The sequence below is a fragment of the Metabacillus sp. RB-C-LZQ-3-1 genome (genome assembly GCF_058315175.1).
On sequence record NZ_JBZFLI010000008.1, the window covers coordinates 145,982 to 166,884 of the forward strand.

Here is a 20,903-nt window from a genome sequence, read left to right on the forward strand (position 1 = left end):
CGTCTGAATATAAATAATATATTAAGTCTATGTAAAAGCTTCGTAGATAACAGATGGAGTCCTGCTTTTGATTTTAATCCTTAAGAAAAAGTCCTAATACAGGACTAGGACTTGTACCCAACACTTATCCATGCTTTTTAAGGAAAGTTTCTAAATTGTTTAATTCATCAAAATGAGTTTCAAGCTTTTCCCTAGGCCAATCCCACCAAGCAATGTCAAGTAATTTATCAGCTGCTTCTTTTGAAAATCTCCTTTTAATTGGTCTAGCAGGCACACCTGCGACAATCATATAAGGCTCGACGTTTTTTGTCACAACAGCACCAGATCCAACGACTGCTCCAGTACCAATTTCTACGCCCTTCATAATAATTGCACCATGTCCGATCCATACATCATGACCAATTTTTACGTTTTGAGTCCGACGCCAATCAAAAAAAGCATCATCATTGTTATCCGCAAAGTCATAGGCCACCTTTCGATAAGTCATATGGTGCTGACTGACTCTTTCCATTGGATGCTGAACCGGGTTAATACATACATGGGAGGCAATTGAACAAAACTTACCTATTTCAGCATAGTTAACCGTTACATCATCCATAGTATAGGTATAATCTCCAAAGGTAGACTCAATAATATGATTATTTTCTCCAATAGAGGTCCATTCCCCAGCAAAACTATTCATGATTTGACTTGAATCAGCAACACTTGGAGTGATAGATAACTTAGTTTCTTTTTTTAGCTGATTAATCAATAGCATATATATTATTCAGCTCCTTTATTTCAATCTTGCGATCAGTTCTCTTCTCGCTTTCAATGCTTCCAAAGTCTCAATTCCCGGGCTTTTACTCCCAATCAGCACAGGTTGTTCACCATACTCTCCGTGGAAATCGGATCCACCTGTCATGATAAGGTCATATTTTCTTGCAAGCTGCTTGGCTTGCTCTTCATGTTCCTCATTATGCAATGGATGCCACACCTCGATTCCCTGCAATCCCACATCTACTAATTCCGGAACCATTTCAAAGTTTCCATATTGTCCCGGATGAGCAAGCACTGGTACTCCCCCGCTAAGTTGAATCGCCTGAACAGCTGCTTTTGCATCCATATACTCCATCGGAATAAAGGCAATTCCCGGTTTATCTCCATTTTGTCCACGATTAAATAATTTTTTATAAAGTGAACCATAAATTGAATTCGTATAACCTGCCTCAATCAATGCATGCATGATATGTTGCTTGTAAACTCCTGTTCCTCCTTGAGCAATTTCTTTACAACGTTCCCAAGTAATCTCATAACCTGCAGCGATTAATCTCTGAACCATTTCCTCTGAAGCACTATGTCTTTTGCTAACAAGCGGTTGACAAATGGTTTCAATCTCCTCATGACCAGGTTCAATGAAATAACCGAGAATATGCACGCGCCGGCCTCTTTCAAAATCAAATCCTGACATCTCGATTCCTGGAATCACTTCAACCCCATATCTCCTGCCTGTTTCAATCGCTTCCTTAAGGCCTTTCGTTGTATCATGGTTCGTAATCGCTAAATGAGTAACTCCTTGTCCAACAGCAAGCTCCACAACTTCATCAATAGACAATGGACAATCAGAAATATTGGTATGACAATGTAACTCTATTTTCATTCAAGACACTCCTTCCCTTTGGTTTAAGCATAACTTGGCACCAAGTTAGGAATGTTAATGGAGAGTAAATTATTTGTAAAAATGTTATAGGAATTGTTTTTTTAGAGGATTATGAGTGGCTTTTCGAGTAAAAAGGTACTGAAGGTCAAAGCTGTGAAATTGCTTAATTAGAGGAAAAAACGCATGGATTTTTTTACAAAGTAAATCCATGCGTTTTCATTAGTTTTTCTCATTTAATGAAAGCTCGTGCAATAGCCATCCTAGTACATAATGATCATCCATGAGGAGATTTCAGTCTATTGCAGATGCAAGAACGTTCTTGAGAGCAAATCACATAAACCAGCCAAAACCTTTACTGGTCATTTTCCTTTAACAACCCTTTTACGCTGTCCTAAATGTGGACAAGGGATGATAGGTCATAGAGCAAGAAGAAGCAAATCAAGTAATGAATACATCCGTTACTATCAATGTGGAAATTTTCATTACAAAGGAAGTGCTATATGTAACTCTAATTTGTTAAGGGCAGATGATGTTGAACAATATGTCTTTAATAAAATTGAAGAAATAACTTCTGATTCTGCAATTCTTATATCAATTATCGAGAAGGTTAATAAAAAAATTGGTAGCCTAAAAGAGCCACTCCAAAATAGATTGACCTATGTATTAGAGCAATTACAAGCTAATGAGAAGAGCCTTAATAATTTTTTTGGAATTATCGAAAAAGCTGATAATCCTCCAAAGTCAATGCTAGATAAAATAACAGCATTAGATAATGAAAAACAGTCACTTCTTGAACAGAAGCAACAAATAGTATATGAATTAAATAGGCCGACTATTAAAGAGGTTTCTTTTGAACAAGTGCATAGTATTTTAAGCACATTTTCAAAGGTACTCCCTAAAGTAGACGCTGAGAAACAAAAGGATTTACTTCATACTATCATTAATCAAATTACCGTTAATGAAGGAGATTCACCAGATGAAAGAAGCGTCAAGGACATTGAATTGTTCTTTGACGCTTCCATTAAGAATGACTTTGTGCTTACTTATGGTACGGCTCACCGTAACGTTGGATAGGGTAAAATAAAAAAGTAGGTAAATTATAGCTACCTACTTACTTACTACACTTATTGAATTTGAAACTTCATTTATAAATTGACCATTGTTTGCTTCTATCTTGAAAATATGGTCACCTATATTATGGAACTCAATTTCAAAAGAGTATTTGAAATATTTATTTTCCCAACTGCTTACCAAGGCATTCGTGAGATAAAAGTCATATTTCCCCGCATATTTTGTAGAAGATAAAGATTGATTATTTATATATAGGGTACATTCTTTATCTATAGTAAATTTTAGTTCAGGATAATTCTGAATTGGTACAGCTGAGTTAGTGTAAATATCTACACTGACTCTTCTTTGTTTTAATATCCTAGCTCCGTTATTTTTGGGGAATAAAGAACATTGGATAACTGACTGGCGGCTATTATCCTTTTTTATCATAAATGCGCTGATTTTATCACGTTCAGCTTTTAGTTCAGCCTCTTGGTTTTGAACCTTGGTATATAATATTTGTATAATTACAGCGTACAATATCAACATACATAGCCAAAAGACATGTAGTTTATTATTTAGATGTCCTCCCAAAATCGAACCGAGAATTACTAAAGCAGCAGTTATAATTATGTTAATAGTTGTTGTAAATCGCATTGACAATTTTCCTTGTAAACTTTATTAGATAATCTTCATTACTGTTATCTACAGAAACTTTACCTTTTCTATAAATTGAAACAAATCGATCTTCAACAAGTAGTGTTAGACGATCTAAAATAAATTTGTTTATTATTTCTTCAAATTCTTCGCCTCTAATTGATTCTAGAAAATAATCATCTTCATTTTCATCTACATATTCAACTTTTTTTATGTAGCCATTCAATGAATTATAGACTTTGAAAAAGTCTTTATTTTCAAGTTGGGTTTGCATTATAGAAACATTTGCTTTACTTTCAACGTGTTTTATAATATCTTCTTGGTACTGGTCAATTGTCTCTTCTAATAAGAAATACTCATTTTCTAGAAAGAAAAAACAGTTCACAAATTGTCTAAACGGTAAATTCATTTTGTTTCCAACTCGTTTAGTCCCAACTTGGTACTCATCCTCAATATTATAAACAACGTGAAACATATCAGTATCAATTTCGTTAAAATGAAATAGGTTAATTTCACCAACGTTATTATTAAAAAAACTCATCTTGTTATTCGACAGCTTTTTTAATTTTTTAGGCTTATCAACCTTATATAAGGAGAAATTCACATTTATACCTCCTCTTTAATCCCCTTTAGAATATCTAATAAATAAAGAATAAACTCTTCAGTTGGGGAACCGCCTAACTCATCTTCATCAATTACAACCCGATGTCCTTGTGTATATAATTTTACTGTTATTTTATTTGGTGCACCCGGTGCATTATATGGAAGTTCAAAAGTTATGTGAGACATTTTACCATGCTCTCTATAATCCTCATCAACTTGAGAAGGAAATTGATCATCAGCAGGATCTATCTCGTATGAAACCCTTCTGGTACTGTCCCCATATCTCTCTATTTTATCCAATTTTGCAGCTGTCCAATCGAATCTTTCTTGAACTTTTCTTAATAAATCATTATCCAGTCTAAAGATCGTTGCCTCAAAGCCTAATTCCTCAATTAATGATTTAACCTTACTTTTGGTTCCTTCCTCACTCGCATAATCAAATTTAATAATAAAATCACTGTCTTGTGTAATGATTATGAATGATTTACTATAATAGTGATGTTGAATCCTTTGCGTTGTAAATGTTTGATTAACCATTCTTGCTTCATTGTAATAACCTAAACTTCCCTGTGATGCACAATAACTTTCCACAACTTGTTGATCATTTCTTACTTGAAATCTAGGACTAATAAAACCCTCTCCATTAATTCCACCTTCAACATCAATCGGTGCACGATTTTCAATCATTGTATTCCTTAATAGAGTTAAATCTAGATGTCCATCTTCTGAAAAAAATAAATCCATTTGTTCAGCAGTATTGAGGATAAAAAAGTTAAAAATGGCTATAGGTTCCTCCTCTTTCTACCCATTTTTATTATATATAAGTCAAGTATGTCTTTCTTATATAAATTGTCAAGAGAAACTTTTTTTGTTCTAACAATATTTAAACACTTTGGAATAGAATTAAAGGGACAAAGTGCAGAATTTTGCTTTTTATAGTATTACTTATTACCTTCTTTCTAGAACAAATTGTTTCTGACTATTAGATAAACAATCCCAGATGCGCTTTAACTTCCAATCTTCTAATCTCAATAATTGTTCTTTTTCGCGATTTCTTTTTATTGTTAATTTAAAGTGGGACTTTTTGAAGTCAATGTTTGCCCTTTCAAGTCTCCATATTAGGAGTGCTAATTGATTTGGTGTAAATGCTTTTCTTTCCTGAAAATATTCAATAAAATTTTCGATGTTAAAGTCATGATCTTTTCCAGCTAAAACCACTAAAGTATTTAATACGCTTTTTTCCTTAGCTTCAGTAACTAGTCTGCTCTTATCTTTAGTTACTTTTTTCTTTGCTTCATCAAATGACAATTTCTTTCCTGACTTGTCTATCACTGAAATTTTAAATCTCATAATACATTCTGATCCAATTAAGAGAACATTATTATTTAATCTATTAACAATTTCAAATTGATATCTTATATTCGGCTGATCACATATTTCACATATTTCATCTGCAACTTCCACATCATACATATTACCTTCATATACCCACTCATCTAGAGCTTTTCTAATGATATACTTTTCATTGCTCACTGGGAGAACATTCTTCTTAACCCTTTCAATCCAGTTCATTCTCTCACCTCTCATTACTCCAGTTTAGATTTCACTCAGGTACATACATCTTCTTCAAAGGCAGTAATGCCCTTATATCTGCCGGCATATGTTCATACCATTTCACAATTAGGTCTACTAATTCCTCTAAATCTACTAATCTAACAGAGTTATGTTTAGCTACGGCTTCTGCATGCGAAGTAAATCCACCAGTTGATACAAATAAGCTATTAGCATCCATTGGATTAGCACCCAGTAACTGTTGAATTTCCGGTGCACCTGCTGAGGACTTCCGATGTTTTACTTGTACCTTTATTATGGGTTTTTCAAATCCAAAGGCATCTTTATATGCTAAAACATCAACGCCTCCATCAGGCCCTTTGGGACTAACCTGAACGTTATACTCCATTGCTTGTAAGAGTCCACCTACTAGTTCTTGCATTTGCCATGGATCAAGCTTGTCTACTTTGTCTTGTACCATAACTAAAGCCTTACTGACAAGATCTTCAATGATTTCATCCTCTTCGGCTTCGTCTTTGGGTTCAGGTTCTGAAAAAGGATGTTCTATTAAATTTTCAATTTCATTTCCCCACTCATCTACACGAAATACAGTTAATACTGAGCCTAAACTATTTTTAGCTGATTGTGATAATATATCTCGTTCAACGGTAATTTCTTCCCATTCAACTTTAATATTGTTTGGGTAAGCTGGATTACCAACAGATTCATCATAAAAATGTGATTCTGTTACAGTAACCACAATATATTCCCTTGTCTCTTTAGAGTAAGTTATGACTCTATCACCTTTTTTTATTTCTCTACTGAAACGCCATACTTGATTTATCCAACTCCGTCTTGTATTAGGTTTACTTTCAGAATAAACGTCATCGGCTTTTGCAACCATCTCTTCTTTTGAACGATATTTTTTGGGATCACCTAATTGTGGCCATCCAATAGATGCTATACTCTCTTCTTTCCATACTGGTATCAACTCATTATCATCACCAGCACGTATCATCCACCATCTCTTCATTGTAATCCTCCTCATTAAACTAACATCAAGCCTTGGTATAATTGATGTTCTACTATCTGTTTTTCTCTTACTTCATACACAAATACGCGACTCTTAATTGCATTATAGTCTTCCTCTATCAACTGCTCCTTAAATCGATGTATATCGTCCGTAACCACAATAAGTCGACTTTCACCACCCGCTTCCTCGCTGATGAAATCTACTAACCCAAATGCTTGTTGTACCCTTACATTGATTCTTCCTTGCCTTAACTCATAATCTTCAATCATTGCCAAATAATCTTCTGGTATTACACGGCCGTTAGCAGTGCCGTTTGGTTCAATTCTAAATTGAGCTATCCTTTTTACTGGCTTTAATTGAATCGATCGCTCTCGATCAATTTCAGTTAAACGTTCTTTGCTCCGATCTTCCATTTCATCTATTTGTGCATAAGTTTGATTAATTAAAGCACTGTTTTTACCTTCAACATTTTCTTCCTGATATTTCTTCAAGCGATCTTGTAAGGTTTCCATTTGATCTTCGAAGGATTTCCTCAAGAAGACTCTCTTTTTATTTGCATAATCTTCACGTTTACGTTGAATAGACCTTAATAGTTTCCTAGCATGTTTAATTACATATCGTTTGATTTCCTGCTCTTCAGAGTCATACGTATTTATTACATTCAATGCTTGATTAAAAAGTAAATATGGTGATATTTCTATAAACTCACCATTACTACGTTTACCCGTCAGCATTAGCTTTTGCTCAAGTTCTCGGCCATTACCGTCCACAATTGTTACTTGATTTAATTCCATTATCATAGATTCTGGGATCGATGCCTTCACTTCATAAAAAGGAAGTACAGCTTGCTGCATTTCTTTCGCTGTCAGTTTCATCACTAAGTTAAACAAAGGATTATCATTTTCAATCATGGTTATTGAATTTGAGACTTTCGATGAGGATAAAGCAAAGCGTATGGAATCATCAAAATTAAACATCAATTTATGGTCACGTGCAAAATCACGAATCCGCTTTGGAAAACGATCAATACGGGCAGTTGTCTGATCCGCAGAAATATTTAATCTAGTTCTTGTGTTTTTTAATCCATCAATCACAAAGTGTCCGTAAAACCGATTAGGAATACTGTTTATTGATACTTCATCAAAAGAACGTTTTGCACCAGGTAAGTCAAAGTTATCGTCTAAACGTTCATTTTTAGCAAGTTCTAATAAACGCTTGTGTTCTTCGGATAATGTTTTTTCCATTTTTGCAATAATCTCATCCAAATCTTCTCGGCCTGAGATCGCTTGCTCCATCACCGAAGATAAATCGGCTTGGCGATCCTCTAAAACTTCACCTATAAAATCATAAACAAGATCTTGTCCAAGGTCTTCACGCATTTGCTCCATCTTTGTAAGTAGTCGAATTAATACGTCACCTTCACGTGTATTGGTGGCAACAAGGTTAAAGACAAAGACCTCATTTTTTTGTCCGATACGGTGAATACGTCCCATACGTTGTTCCAAACGATTTGGATTCCACGGAATATCATAATTGACCATTTGATTACAGAATTGCAGGTTAATAGATTCTCCTCCAGCATCTGTTGCAATCATGATTTGCACATCATTCCGAAACTTCTCTACTTCTGCTTGTCGTCTATCCATAGAAAAGTCACCAACAATTTTGGCTATCCCTGGAACGTAGGCTTTTAATTTCTTCTCTAGGTAATTGAGTGTGTCCTTTGATTCAGTAAAAATTAAAATCTTCTCGTCTTGTGCCAACAATCCATTACCACCAAATAATGTCTTTTCAAGTTCTAGAAACTTGCGCTCATTTTGGTTCTGTCTAATGACATTAGCCTTACGAATCAGTTGATCCAACATTTCTATCTCGACTTGCAATTCATCAAAATCAAGTTCTTCGTATTCTCCTTCAGCGTATGCTTCGAGCAATTCCTGTTCCTCAAGTGAACTGTCTTCGTAATCTTCATAATCCAACATCATCTTTTGGACTTTTTTCCCTGTTTCTAACACTTTCTGTAGACGTTCTTTTCGACGTAAAAGCGACAAATAAATTGCTTCAACAGATGAACTTAATCGTCGTTGCAAGATCATCATTGCAAAAGCTACATTTGGTTTATTGTTTTGCTTAGCCCGATTAAAGTAATGTCTTACATATTCCGTGACAGCTTCATATAAATCGATTTCTGCTGGACTTAGGTCGAATCCTAAGGTTTTTGTTGTCCGTTTTGGGAATAAAGGTGTACCATCAAAGTTAAGCATTTTTTCTTTTAAACGCCGGATCACATATGGGTTACTCTTTTCGAAAATAGAGTCTCCACTATTCAACTGAGAAAAGATATCATGATCAATTAAACTCATTAAATGACGAAAATTTTCCTTATCTCCTTTATGAGGGGTTGCTGTCAATAAAAGAGTATGCTCAGTGTGCCTCAATAAGTTTTCACCAAGTTGAAACATCTTAGTACGCTTCACTTTACGTTTCTTTTGCCCAACAGTATAGGCAGCCATTTTATGCGCTTCATCAACTATGACCAAGTCAAATTGTGAGTTAATAATCATATTTTTAATATCTTCTCTAGATGCCCAGTACACCGATGCAATGACTTGCTGATGCATATCAAAAGGATTCAGTTCACCTGAAGCATCCAAATAAGAACGTGTAATGATTAAAAAGTCTTCATCGAACTTTTCCTTTAATTCCGTTTGCCACTGCTTCAATACGAGAGGCGGTACTAAAATTAATGTTTTGCGAATCATGTTTCGTGCTTTCAGTTCACGGATAAGCATACCAGACATAATCGTTTTACCTGCACCAGGATCATCTGCTAATAAATAACGTACTTGGGGAGCTTGTAGCATTTTGCTATAAACAGCTTCGATTTGATGCGGGAGTGGGATCAAGTTCTTATTTCCACGAGCCCGTGACTGTGAGTATTCTTTCTCTGTTCGCAAAACATGATATTGCAGATAATGTTGAAATCTATCTCTCAATTGATCTGAAGCATCTTCATCGGAAAAACGTTCAACTTCTTGTAATTGATGTTTCTCAAGATAGTTTTCGAAGAATTGATTTGACTCTCGCCCGACAGCTTCGACTAAATACATATCTTCATCAATGATCTCAATATGTTTGATTTGAACGGCTTCTGGCCAAAATGATGCACCTACAATTTCACCTTTTTTCAGCAAGATGACACCCCCAATTTCATTTCAAATTAATACAATGCTTCATACAAGCGCATAGTGAATTCTTCTTCTAAATAAGGTTCTTTACCTTTTTTGGTTACAGTCTCGATTCTTAATTTACATGTTTCACCAATCTTGTAATGCTTTTCAACTAAATTAAACGATACTTGTCTATTACGATCACGATTTTCACCTTTTAGGTCAAATACGAGTTCAACTTCATTAGAAATCCGTTCATCACCTTGATAAAATGCCATAAGAACTTTTCGTGAAGTATAGATATCTGTTATGCTCTGCTCCTGATAAAAAGAAACCGTAATACGGTAATTTGTAATCACCTTATTAATCATTGCTACCGCAATATCTACAGGTTGCCCTTTTTCAATTCTTCGATAATCTATTAATGGGACAACCGCTTCTTGTGGTAATGCTCCTCCATGGATAAATCGAAGACCCCCACCTGTTTTGAATCGGTTTAGACTTTTCGCCATGACAACCTCAACATTTTGTAACGGAGTTTGACGTTCATTTAATTTAATCGAACCTTCAGGAACGGTTAGATTGTGCCCAATAGCAAAACGACGGTTATGATCCATAACTTGTCCTTCAACAGCAGAAATTTTTCCATAGTTTTCAATTTGTTTAAATTGAAATAAGAAACCATGATCCGCTGTTATAAAAATACGTTTCGCTTGAAGACGTGATAATCGATCAACCGCATATTGTAAATCTTGTATCGTCTGATGAACTGCTCCATAAGTTTCACTTTCTGACTTTGCTGAATCTCCAAGAGCATCGATGTGGTCATGATATAAATATACTAGTCTCTTGCCTTTCAACAATTGATCGGCTTCACTTGCTTTCATATCCAGAAGTTCCTTTAATTTTAAAACCTCAGTTTGCGGTTCAACTGATTGTAGAATGTGACGTCGATTATCTAACCCTTTTGTTGATAGTCCGTCGGCCAAGATACCTCTCTTATCATCTGCTAAAAGTTCACGATGTGGTAACAATGATGCCATCCCTAATTGCGTGTACGTTGGATAGCTTGCTGCCATAGGATCAATGCTTGATTTCCCGTTTTCTCGTTTCTTTAATATTTCATGCAGTTCATAACCTGCTTCAAATCGTAAAGCATCTGAAATAATGACGAAAATCCTTGTTTGTTCCTTCTCTAAAATAGGGAGAATCATCTTAGAAAAAAATGCTCGTTGAGGCATTAGTTTGGATACATACCCTTCTTCCAGTCTAAAATTCATTTCCTCTGAAAGTCGACGTAGGTATTCATTTTCATACCAATTTGTCAATCGGCTAGCGATTTCTTCAAGCATTTCTTTCGCTGCAAGGCGCGTAAAATGATACATAAATTTTCGGTAGGCCTGGTCGATTTCATATAATGATTTCCCATAACTTTCATAAAAATCTTCTTGTAGATGGATACGATTAATAACAGGTTTTAGCTTTTCGATTCGGATTGCTTCAAATAACGTGTTATAAAGGGCTTTTATTTTATCTTTCGAACCCCAATATTTGTGTAAACGTTGTTCAATTAAGGATAAACGTTCTTCTATATGAATTGTTTGATGAATTAATTCATCGATGCATTTCTCAATGATAAGCACATCAATGACTGGGAAAGTATCTATTCTTTGGTAGTTTTCTATATCCTGTTTAGATAACACATCTCTTACGTGATATACTCTTTCCCATTCTTTGATATATTCTTCTAGTACATCCCTATCACTATGTTGTAACCACTCTTCAATGAATAATGCACAGACGTTAGGTGATGATGATGCCCATTTAACCTCCCAATCGTCGGCAGTAAAGCCTGCATTCTGCCGGAAATGTTGATAGATGAGAACATTTAATAGCTCCATTAATGGTTCATTATCTGTTTCTAATGATACGCCAAAGTAGCGACCAATGATCTCAAGTGTACGTTCTATAGAAAAGTTACGTTTTATTTGCTTCAATAGTTCACTTTCTTCCACACGTAGTCCTTCCAAAAGAAGCAGACGGACAATTACACGTAAATCAGGTACCGGTGCTTTTACTAAAGTAGCCATCATACTAAGTTCAAAATGATAGTCATCAGCTTGTTTAGGCAGGATTTTACTTAATCTTCTTTTACGTTCTTTACTATCGAAGAACAATGGATACTGTTCAATTTTAGGACGTAGCACATTATCCGATACCTGCAATGTTTCAGTTAACATAGCAGTTTCGTCTGCTTTGAACTCTATACTGTACAACAACAAATCCAATAACATGTTTTCTTTGTCGGCTGGTTTCACTTTATCGGAATATATTAAAAACGACTCTGTTGTTCGTTGAATTTCAATCTCAACTTTTAACTGAAATAAATTATGATTGGTTAATTTTCTTACCTCAATCTCATCCAACTGTTCTTTTAGTTCATCCACACTTACTTGCGCCTGAGGATCGTACCAAAAAACAATTGCTCGTTTTTTCGTATCCTTTTCTTGTTGTATTTTCTCTTGTAACTTTTCAATCACATCCACGGATTTCACCTCAATATGTAAAAGAAAGAGGAGAAACTCCCCTCTTTCAGCTATTTAATCTTTGCAAGCACTTCTCCAAATTGGGCATAGTTCTCTATTACACCGTCATCTAGATCAATGTCAATTTGTTCATTTGCGTACGTCGCTAATTTCTTGTCAAACTCTTGAAGCTCCTCAACTTTTTTCTTATATGCTGATTTAGATTTTTCAAGGCTCCTCTTATCACTTGCCGATAAGCTTGGATTTGCTAAACGTGTATCAATCATATCTATTTCATTTTGATATTTAGATTGAATCTCTTGTAAATGTTCAAAACGAATCGTTGCCATCGTATCTGGTTGATAACGATGCATATAAATAAGTGTCCGTAACCCTTTTTGTTTTCCAGAGTCCACTAACCAATAAACTGGTCGCTTTTGATAAGTTTTACAATGATCGTTGAAGAATTCATCTAAGAAGTATCGTCTTAACCTTTCATCAGGAGACTCATTTTTCTTCATATTTAGAGATTCTGCTAGCCATTGCATATTTTCATTTACAGTCTCTGGACTAAACACTACTGATAAAAATTCGCGTAGACGAACAATAATATCACTATCAAAATAATGATCATCGGTTAATTGAATTAATCCATCTTGATTTGGTTTAAAAATCTTATACTTAGAATCATCAAACTTCCCACCTGCATACGTGAGACCCTCTATATCTAGGGAATACCGTCCCATAACACAGCCAATGAAATAAGATAAAAGTGATTTAATTATTTCATTTTCATTATCTTCCTTCTCCAAATCTAAATCTGGAAACTCGATATCAGTAGCTTTATAATCTTGTTCTAGATTCATTTCATATAAGTTAAGTAATTCATGATTAATTTTACTTTCCAAATTATTAATAAGTTGTTCTCTTTCTTTATATATTTCATTCAATTCTTCTATAGCATAACTGACTAATGGAGATTTTTTTTGAACTAAAGGATGTCTCTTAAAATTCCAAGAAGTTTCGTTTGCATCCCAATCATCTTTCGATAAACTAATTACTTCTTTTGTAATTTCTACAATATCATTAAGTTTATCAGTTTTTAAAACTGGTATTCTTTCCAAATCATTAATTTGTTTATTTAATGTTGGATTAATGATTTTTAAATATTCAGCTATTACTGGTGAATTTAAAAGTGCTAATAAGTATTCTACTGGAAATTCCTCATTTTCCATAAAAATTCCTTGAACAGCGTCATCAAACATCTCATTACCTGTCATAATACGACAACTGGAACCAGCTGATGTGATTTTTGAAAAAACAATACCCTTTTTAAACATATACCCTAAGTTTTGCGGTCTTGACTTTAGCTTTCCTTTATCATCTCGGTAATTCTTAATCTCCTCACCGTCATGCTCCCAATTTATCACTTTTTCAAAGTTTCCATACCATTTTCTATAGCCTCCACCTTTATGACAAGGATACCATGTCTTGTTAAAGTCTGAAGTTTTTTTAAATTCTATGTTAATATAAGGTACTTCAAACCAATATTTTATAAACTTATCTGTATTACCTGTGGCTAACCCCTTTCGTATATCTGCTACATCATCAAGTAACAGTGCATCTTTAAATATTCGATAATGAGTTTGTGTTACCCAATATGCAATAGGACTACCTGGTATTAGTTGGAATTTCTCACTATATGCTGTATACCTATATTCTTTATTTGGTACTAAAACAGCTTCTTTTACATATTGACCTTGATCTCCCTTTAAATCCGTTAAACGAATATACTCGCCTGATAGAAAATGTTTTTGTTTATGAAGAACAAATGTGCAAATTGGGACTGTTGCCTCTTCAAATGCTGAGTATTCTAATTGAACTAAACTAGAAATATTTCCATCTGTTAATAGAGTCTTGCGTAAATCGTAATGTGATGAAATAAACATCCACGTATAAGGTGTCATTAAGGCAGAATAGCCATTTTCTTTAATTATCTGAGTTGTTTTGTAAATAAAGGCAGAATATAAATCCGATTTATAATTATTATATTCTGTATTCATAAACTTTTTTAATATTGAATTGTACTTATTATGGTATGGAGGATTTGTTACTACTACGTCATATTTTTGATATAGTAACAAAGCCTGCTCAAAAATAGGCATTAATTTATCTTTTAATTCATAAATATAAGATTCCTCAAGTAAATCCTTTTGTTGTTTTTCTAAATCGTAAATCCGATTAATCCATTCCTCATAAGGTGTTTCAATTGGATTTATTAATGACCCAAATTGTTTTCCATTTTCAAATTGACTTAATAGTTCATTAAGTAGTGATTTTTCTGTTTCATTTTTTGCAAAGTAATCAATAGCTTCTTCTGATATCGATTGATCAGCATCCACAATTTCATAAACATTCAACTTAGGACTTTGACCTTTACGACTTAATCTTGAGATAAAACGCGGTTGTTTTTCGGCAGCCTTCATCAGCAATGCAAAGTTCGCAATTTGTTGAGCTCGTTTATCAATATCTAATCCATACAAGTTTTTTTCTAAGATTAACTGTGGAATTTCTCTTGATGGATATCCCGCTTCTTCATACATGTCATATAACATTTCAAAAGCGTATATAAGGATATGACCAGATCCACATGCCGGATCGATGATTTTTAAATCCTCTAATGATTCGAACTCAGGGTACAAATGGTGATTTTCTTCATGTTTTAAATAATACTCCCACTTTTGAGACAATTGGTTGTCTTCATATTTTTCGTCATATAGTTTTCCTAAAGAGTTTTGTACCATATATTGGACAATCCATTTTGGTGTAAATAACTGTGTGACAACAGGAAGATCTTCTTTCTTAACAGCATTGTTTCTTATTCCACCAACCTGCTCCTTCTTTTCAGACATGTAGTATTGATAAAGCCAACCCAATACTTCAACATTATCTGAGCGAGAGCCATCTTCATTAATTTGGAAAAAGTTTTCATCAGATAAATCATTTACAATACTACGTATAATAGATTCCTGATCTAATAAATAGTCAGGTAATAATAGTTCTGTAAAATCATCAATTTTTTCAAATAAGAAAGGTAATAGTTTATTCAGACTATTGCATTGAGCAACAAATAATGTACGATAAGCTTGTTCATTTTCACCTTTTTGTATCCATTCATTTATTTGTTGATAATCCACATCAAGGTTCATCGTTTCATATTGAAGTAAAATATCTGGCTCGTTTTTACCTGTACTACTCGATAATACATTTACGCGATCTGGTAAGTAATTGTTCACTTCCATATAACGAATCGCAATGATTCGGTTAAACCATGTATATGCCACTTCTTCAATAAGCTGATCATAACCAACAGTTTGTAATCGTTGTTTTAACGTAATAAAAGCGTGTTTTCTTTCAATTGGATAAGGATTACCCTTTATAATTAATTGTCCATATTTTTCTTCAACATTTAAATCCTGATTAGCTTTGGTAATTCCATATTGCTCGGCTTTTAATGAAACTTTCGCCATTAAATTTCGTCTTGCTCCTACAGCAAATTTCTTTAATTCTGCCTTATTCATTGTTTCACTCCTATATGTAGAGGGGCAGATAATTATCCGCCCCAAGATTTATGATTTCACGAAATAGTGTGTTTGTAATTCTTTTAATAGACTGTTCTTCAAGGATTCAATAGCACGCTCTAAGTCTTCTTCGGACTCAATTGTATCTAACTGACTAAAGAAAGAGGTATACAATTCTTGCTCTGTTATTTTCTTCGGTTTTCTCTTAACTGTATCTGGGTCATCTATTAAATCATTGAACATCTGGCGTGCTTTTGCTTTTGTTGCTTCAACAAGCTCACTAAGCTGTTGTTGATTGATTCGTGTGCTAGATATACGTTCACTCTTCTTAATTTTTTCATATAGTAAATTGGCTTGATTTTTTCGTGATTGAATATATTCTAAAATGCTTTCAGATTGACGATATTGATCTATTAAGTTTTCAAGTTGCTTCAATGATTTTTCTGATTGAACCATTACCGCCTGTTTTTGTTTATTAGTTTCTTCCTGAATCAGATTCTTCAGAACATCTGTCAACTTAGGTAATTGACTAATTTCCTTTGTAGGTTCTTCCTGTAGTAAAATGTGTTTCATTCGTTGAGCTGTTTCTTCTAATTCTTCATTATGGATGATTTCTAAGTCTTGCTTATGGTCTTTTAGAGCTTGAACCGCTTCGTCAAATTTAACAATAGGATTTCCTTCATAGAATCCTTGAAGTATTTCTAAAATGTCATACCAATTTTCTATATCATCTTCATATTGAATAAACATACGACAGAATTGTTCGGGATCACGGATAGCTAGTAATTTTTGAGTACCATTTACAATTGTTCGTATATCACTTTCACCTGGGTATGGATACTCACTTGTTGGATCTTGTTGACGTCTTCTCCCTCGAATCTTTTCAATTGGTTGAACAAATTCTTCGTCAATCTTTTCGCGTATAACTTCTTCATAAGCATCATACGTGTCATATGTTTGTGTATTCGAAAAGAAATCACGAACTAATGCAATAAGCTCTTGTTTAACTTGATAATCCATTTCAACTATTGGTAAAACAACAATACGATCACGTTCTGAAACCTTTTCTAGTCGATCATAGAATTGATGGGAATTAGGGTTGAAGGGTTCTCCCGCATAAGTAAAACGAACTTTTCCCGCGTTCATTAATCCCATTAGAATACCAATGGTATCCTGTTCCTCCCATCCATATGGAACAGCCTTATATTTTTGAATGACCTGTTTCAATGTTCGCTGGTCATGGGATCGTTCAAGTTCCTCTACAAAGTGCTTGACTTCATCTATAGCATTTTTGTTTAAGTCACTAAATAAGCTTTGTTGACCTAGATTCTCTGCAACTTGCATCCACTCATTTTTACTATTTTTAAATGAAATTGGCTCCTCAATATAGTGAAATTTTGTAAATGTGTTGCGAATCAGCATATCCATAGCTTGGTTAACTTTACTTTCAAAAGCCCCATTAAAATCACGACGTTGACCTTGGATATAAAATTCTGCCTTCTCACACGCTTTATTTAATAATTCTTCTGCCTTATCTGCATATTCATCAACTTCAGCAATTTTCGCGTCAAAGATTCTCTTCTGCTGCTGGCTAGTCGTGCTTGACTGTTTACGACGTACATAGCTATCCACTTGTTGAATATAGGCTAAAGCACTTTCTGCTTCAGCGACAAGGTCTTTGTCTAAAAGAATAATTAAATGGCCAGAGTTAGCTTGTAACGCTGCTTCTGAATCAGTCATGCCTTCAGAGAACACTTGCATCGTTAATTCATGATTCATCTGACCTTTCACGTAATTATCAAATCGTTTATTGTAATCAAAGTGTTTAGTTTGTTCTTTATACTTATATTCATACTTGGTATGGCGATACATCACATTAAAAAAGAGGTTACCTAACCGTTCTTTAACAGCAGCAGTATTATATTCTTCTACCCGTATTTCACGATTAATTTCTTGCTCTTCATCTGATAAGAATGAGTATGACCCATCTGCATGTTGTTCAATGAACATTGCCATTTGAAGTCGGTTCAAGGATTCTTTTATGCGATACTCTAAAGGTTGGCGTTCATCATACACGGTTTCAACCATAAGGGTTGCGATATTACTAGGTGTGGATTTTATATCATCAATCCCTTTGATTAGATAAAGCACTTGCAAAACCTTCACGTCATATTCTTCTAAACCTTCATTATTTCTCGCTCGATCCTGAGCTCTTGTTATTGTACTGGTGATTGACGATTCTAAATAATCACGTATCGAAGGATAAAATTCCGCCATGGTTACCATATTATCGATAGGTTCCTCAGCATTTAATTGTGCTGCTTCCTGAAATGCTTTAAGTAATGAACGTTCACCACGTGAAGTGTGCTGTCCACCTTCTCCTAAATTACGAATTTTCGTGAAGATCTTTTGTAATAACTCTACTTGATAAGGAACAAAAGGATAAAATGATACAAATTCTTCAATTGAACGATACCCTGAACGTAATTGTGTATTCTGCTTATCAAATGCTAAACGGTTATGGATTAATTTTCCTTCTTGATCATGAATCGTTTTTAATGTATCTGCACCAACGTCTTCTTTTTCTAAAAGACGTTTTTTGATAACTTCATCTGTATTCGCACTAGATAAATTGATTTTTGTTTCAAATCGTCCTTGGATTTTTGAAAAGTCTTTCGTACTATCAAGATCTGAAACAGTTGCTTCTAGTTTTTCTTGTGATGTTACAATTACCCATGCTTGACCTTGACATAAGTCTCCAAGTTTTTCCGTTATCGTTTGCAAGTTAAGCATTAAACTCGTATTATTACCGATATACTGACCTACTTCATCTGCAAGAAATACAATTCGATAATCCGGGCCTTGTTTTTTACAATAATCTGCTACTAATTCAGCTACTCGCTGTGCGTCAATAGAGAACCATTCTCTACTCATGTCAAAGAACGTTTCTGCTGTATCTTGATCATAGCCGACGGATTCAAGTGCTTGTATAACCTTTCTCTTACGTAATAATATTTTTAATCGAAATTCTTCCCATGGCTTGCCGTGTTGGTCGTAAATGGCTTGCTTAAATGATTCATAATTTCCGTCATCATCTAATTGACGTTCCATTTCAGCAACCCACAATGTATCTGAATAACCTAAATGATTATTAAACACTCGTAAGAAAACTTCAATTATACGTTCTTTCTCTGCATCTTTAGAAGAGGATGTTGATCTTGAATCAATATTAAATAACAAGGCATCTGTTCTTTTTGCAGATACTTCTTCCATCATGTTAAGCAACTCTGGATTCTTTGTTTTATCTTTGAAGTAATCTGCAGGTGTTCTACCTGAAATCGTTTGGTTATGTAACAAATAAGACAAGATTTTTAAAAAGTGAGACTTACCGGATCCAAAGAAACCTGATATCCAAACCCCAACTTTAGTTGATGGCTGATTATAAACGGCAAGATAATTACGGTAAAAACGTTCTAAGTAATGTTCGCTTTCTTCTGTTAATACATACTCATCCAATTCATTTTCAATTGTTTTTTCATCCATTTGTTCAGCTTGAACAACGTTATTAATTGGACGGAATATATCTTTTAAAAATAAATCTTTAATTTTCATGTCCCTACCCCCTAAGAAATACGTGATAATTGATAGTCATCTTCATAGTCAAGAATGCCAAATAATTTTAATCGCAATCCTGTAAATTCACCTGGATAGAATAATACGATTGGTTTTTTATAACCTTTACTAGAGACGGCTTTAAGTAATTGACTCGACCGCAAAAATGGATGCGCAGAACCAACCCCAGTAATAAAAATAAGATCCCCATTTTCTGTTATGTCTTTAAATTGTTGAATCATTGTATTGCTTTCATTTAATATCGGTTCGAATACATCAATCAAACCTTGTAATCCTTCCTCTTCTTCCATTTCAAATAGTTCTTCCAACTCATCTTCATCAAAAAATGAAAGGAGAAATTCAAATAAATTTACTTCTTTGATATCCATTTTGGTTCGTTTCAACATGTTCTTTATGTACACACGAACTTGTAATTCATCTTCAGGAGGATAGTCTAAGACAAAATGAGGAATGTCACTTCCAATCCCTCTTGGTTTTGTAAAGCTATCTTGTAGAATTCGCTTTTCCATTTGTTCTAATCGTTCATACGTCGATTTCATTCTTCATTCACCTTTTCTAGAATTGTAAAAGAATATAATAGAGGAGCATTCTGCTCAGCATATGTTTTTAATGACTGACTCATATATATCGGTTTAACTTGGTACTTTGTTGGTTCAATCTTATCAATCATCTTTGAATCCCTGAAAAACAATACCAATGAACTAACAAGTCGCTTGATCGTTTCGGGTCTCCAACGACTGACTTTTTCACTTACATCAGCTTTCCCTTCAAAGAAATAGTGAAAGTCATTACTATATAGAGACTCCTGCTGTTCATACTTAAATACAATAACTTCTAAGTAAAACTCTAATGGTATTCGATATACTTTTAAAAATGAGTATAGTGTCAATGCCTTCCGATCATAGTCGCTTGCGTTTAAAAAGTGTTTCTTCATTTCATCGTCAAGGACAGCTGCTCGATTGTAGACCATATTAAAGCGATTTTTAATACTTACTGGGCTCCTTAACTGAAATGAATTTTGCTCCATTACTTCATCTAATATTTCTTTTTTCACTTTTCCTTGTGACATGAGCTTTAAAACAACTTCAATCTCATTTTCAGACCATTTTTCCTTCGTAAATCCTGCGGAATATTCCATATATATTCCTTCACCTTACCTTCTTAAATGACGTTAGTTTGATTAAGAACTTGATCAACGACTTCAAGCCTTCTCTTTCCACATTGTTGACGAATAATGGTTGTATACTTACCGTTTTTAACAAATTTGCTCGCATTAGTAATATACAGCTTTTGAATCAATTCAATCATTTTCGTTTCGTCTATCTCGTCATCCCAATATTTATCTATTACAAAATTAATCGATCCCGCTAAATCTCTCTGTGTTTTCTGAAATAGTTTAACTTCCACGGAAGCCACCTCAATACTCTTACTTTTTTTATACTTTATCTTTATTTTATCTCT

Annotated in this window: 15 protein-coding genes; 1 reads left to right on the forward strand and 14 read right to left on the reverse strand. The window is 34.2% G+C overall.

Features of this window, described 5'->3' with window-relative positions; translation table 11 throughout:
- Nucleotides 1–124 precede the first annotated feature (124 nt).
- Nucleotides 125–757 (reverse strand): DapH/DapD/GlmU-related protein, encoded by a 633-nt coding sequence (locus AC4GZ8_RS14645; protein ID WP_491082640.1) that lies wholly within the window; start codon nt 755–757, stop codon nt 125–127.
- An 18-nt stretch (nt 758–775) separates the two neighbouring features.
- Entirely contained in the window at nt 776–1,639 is an 864-nt protein-coding gene (locus tag AC4GZ8_RS14650) for a PHP domain-containing protein (protein ID WP_491082641.1), read from the reverse strand.
- Nucleotides 1,640–1,909: 270 nt separating this feature from the next.
- Here AC4GZ8_RS14650 and AC4GZ8_RS14655 point away from each other — a divergent pair, with 270 nt between their 5' ends.
- Nucleotides 1,910–2,713 (forward strand): recombinase zinc ribbon domain-containing protein, encoded by an 804-nt coding sequence (locus AC4GZ8_RS14655; RefSeq protein ID WP_491082642.1) that lies wholly within the window; start codon nt 1,910–1,912, stop codon nt 2,711–2,713.
- A 33-nt stretch (nt 2,714–2,746) separates the two neighbouring features.
- Here the strand turns inward: AC4GZ8_RS14655 and AC4GZ8_RS14660 are convergent, their stop codons facing one another.
- From AC4GZ8_RS14660 to AC4GZ8_RS14715, 12 genes are all read right to left on the reverse strand, one after another.
- The gene (locus AC4GZ8_RS14660; RefSeq protein WP_491082643.1) at nt 2,747–3,346 is read right to left on the reverse strand and encodes a hypothetical protein; all 600 of its coding nucleotides are present in this window, start codon (nt 3,344–3,346) and stop codon (nt 2,747–2,749) included.
- The gene (locus AC4GZ8_RS14665; protein WP_491082644.1) at nt 3,324–3,950 is read right to left on the reverse strand and encodes a hypothetical protein; all 627 of its coding nucleotides are present in this window, start codon (nt 3,948–3,950) and stop codon (nt 3,324–3,326) included. Before AC4GZ8_RS14665 ends, AC4GZ8_RS14660 begins: the two co-directional genes overlap by 23 nt.
- 2 nt (nt 3,951–3,952) lie before the next feature.
- Entirely contained in the window at nt 3,953–4,636 is a 684-nt protein-coding gene (locus AC4GZ8_RS14670) for a hypothetical protein (RefSeq protein WP_491082645.1), read from the reverse strand.
- A 261-nt stretch (nt 4,637–4,897) separates the two neighbouring features.
- Nucleotides 4,898–5,521, reverse strand: coding sequence for a hypothetical protein (locus AC4GZ8_RS14675; RefSeq protein WP_491082647.1), 624 nt, complete (start codon nt 5,519–5,521; stop codon nt 4,898–4,900).
- A gap of 31 nt (nt 5,522–5,552) precedes the next feature.
- Nucleotides 5,553–6,533, reverse strand: a complete 981-nt coding sequence (locus AC4GZ8_RS14680) for a restriction endonuclease (RefSeq protein WP_491082648.1) — start codon at nt 6,531–6,533, stop codon at nt 5,553–5,555.
- A 14-nt stretch (nt 6,534–6,547) separates the two neighbouring features.
- Entirely contained in the window at nt 6,548–9,727 is a 3,180-nt protein-coding gene (locus AC4GZ8_RS14685) for a DEAD/DEAH box helicase (protein WP_491082649.1), read from the reverse strand.
- Between the two features lie 26 nt (nt 9,728–9,753).
- The gene (pglZ, locus tag AC4GZ8_RS14690) at nt 9,754–12,249 is read right to left on the reverse strand and encodes a BREX-1 system phosphatase PglZ type A (RefSeq protein ID WP_491082650.1); all 2,496 of its coding nucleotides are present in this window, start codon (nt 12,247–12,249) and stop codon (nt 9,754–9,756) included.
- 50 nt (nt 12,250–12,299) lie between these two features.
- A complete protein-coding gene (pglX, locus tag AC4GZ8_RS14695; RefSeq protein WP_078145974.1) occupies nt 12,300–15,809 on the reverse strand; it encodes a BREX-1 system adenine-specific DNA-methyltransferase PglX in 3,510 nt (1,169 codons plus the stop codon).
- Between the two features lie 48 nt (nt 15,810–15,857).
- Nucleotides 15,858–19,421, reverse strand: a complete 3,564-nt coding sequence (brxC, locus tag AC4GZ8_RS14700) for a BREX system P-loop protein BrxC (RefSeq protein WP_491082651.1) — start codon at nt 19,419–19,421, stop codon at nt 15,858–15,860.
- Nucleotides 19,422–19,432: 11 nt separating this feature from the next.
- Nucleotides 19,433–19,981, reverse strand: coding sequence for a BREX protein BrxB domain-containing protein (locus AC4GZ8_RS14705; protein ID WP_078145972.1), 549 nt, complete (start codon nt 19,979–19,981; stop codon nt 19,433–19,435).
- The gene (locus AC4GZ8_RS14710) at nt 19,978–20,580 is read right to left on the reverse strand and encodes a DUF1819 family protein (RefSeq protein WP_078145971.1); all 603 of its coding nucleotides are present in this window, start codon (nt 20,578–20,580) and stop codon (nt 19,978–19,980) included. The genes AC4GZ8_RS14705 and AC4GZ8_RS14710 overlap by 4 nt, the downstream gene beginning before the upstream one ends.
- Nucleotides 20,581–20,603: 23 nt before the next feature.
- Nucleotides 20,604–20,849, reverse strand: coding sequence for a TIGR04540 family protein (locus tag AC4GZ8_RS14715; protein ID WP_491082653.1), 246 nt, complete (start codon nt 20,847–20,849; stop codon nt 20,604–20,606).
- Nucleotides 20,850–20,903: the final 54 nt, after the last annotated feature.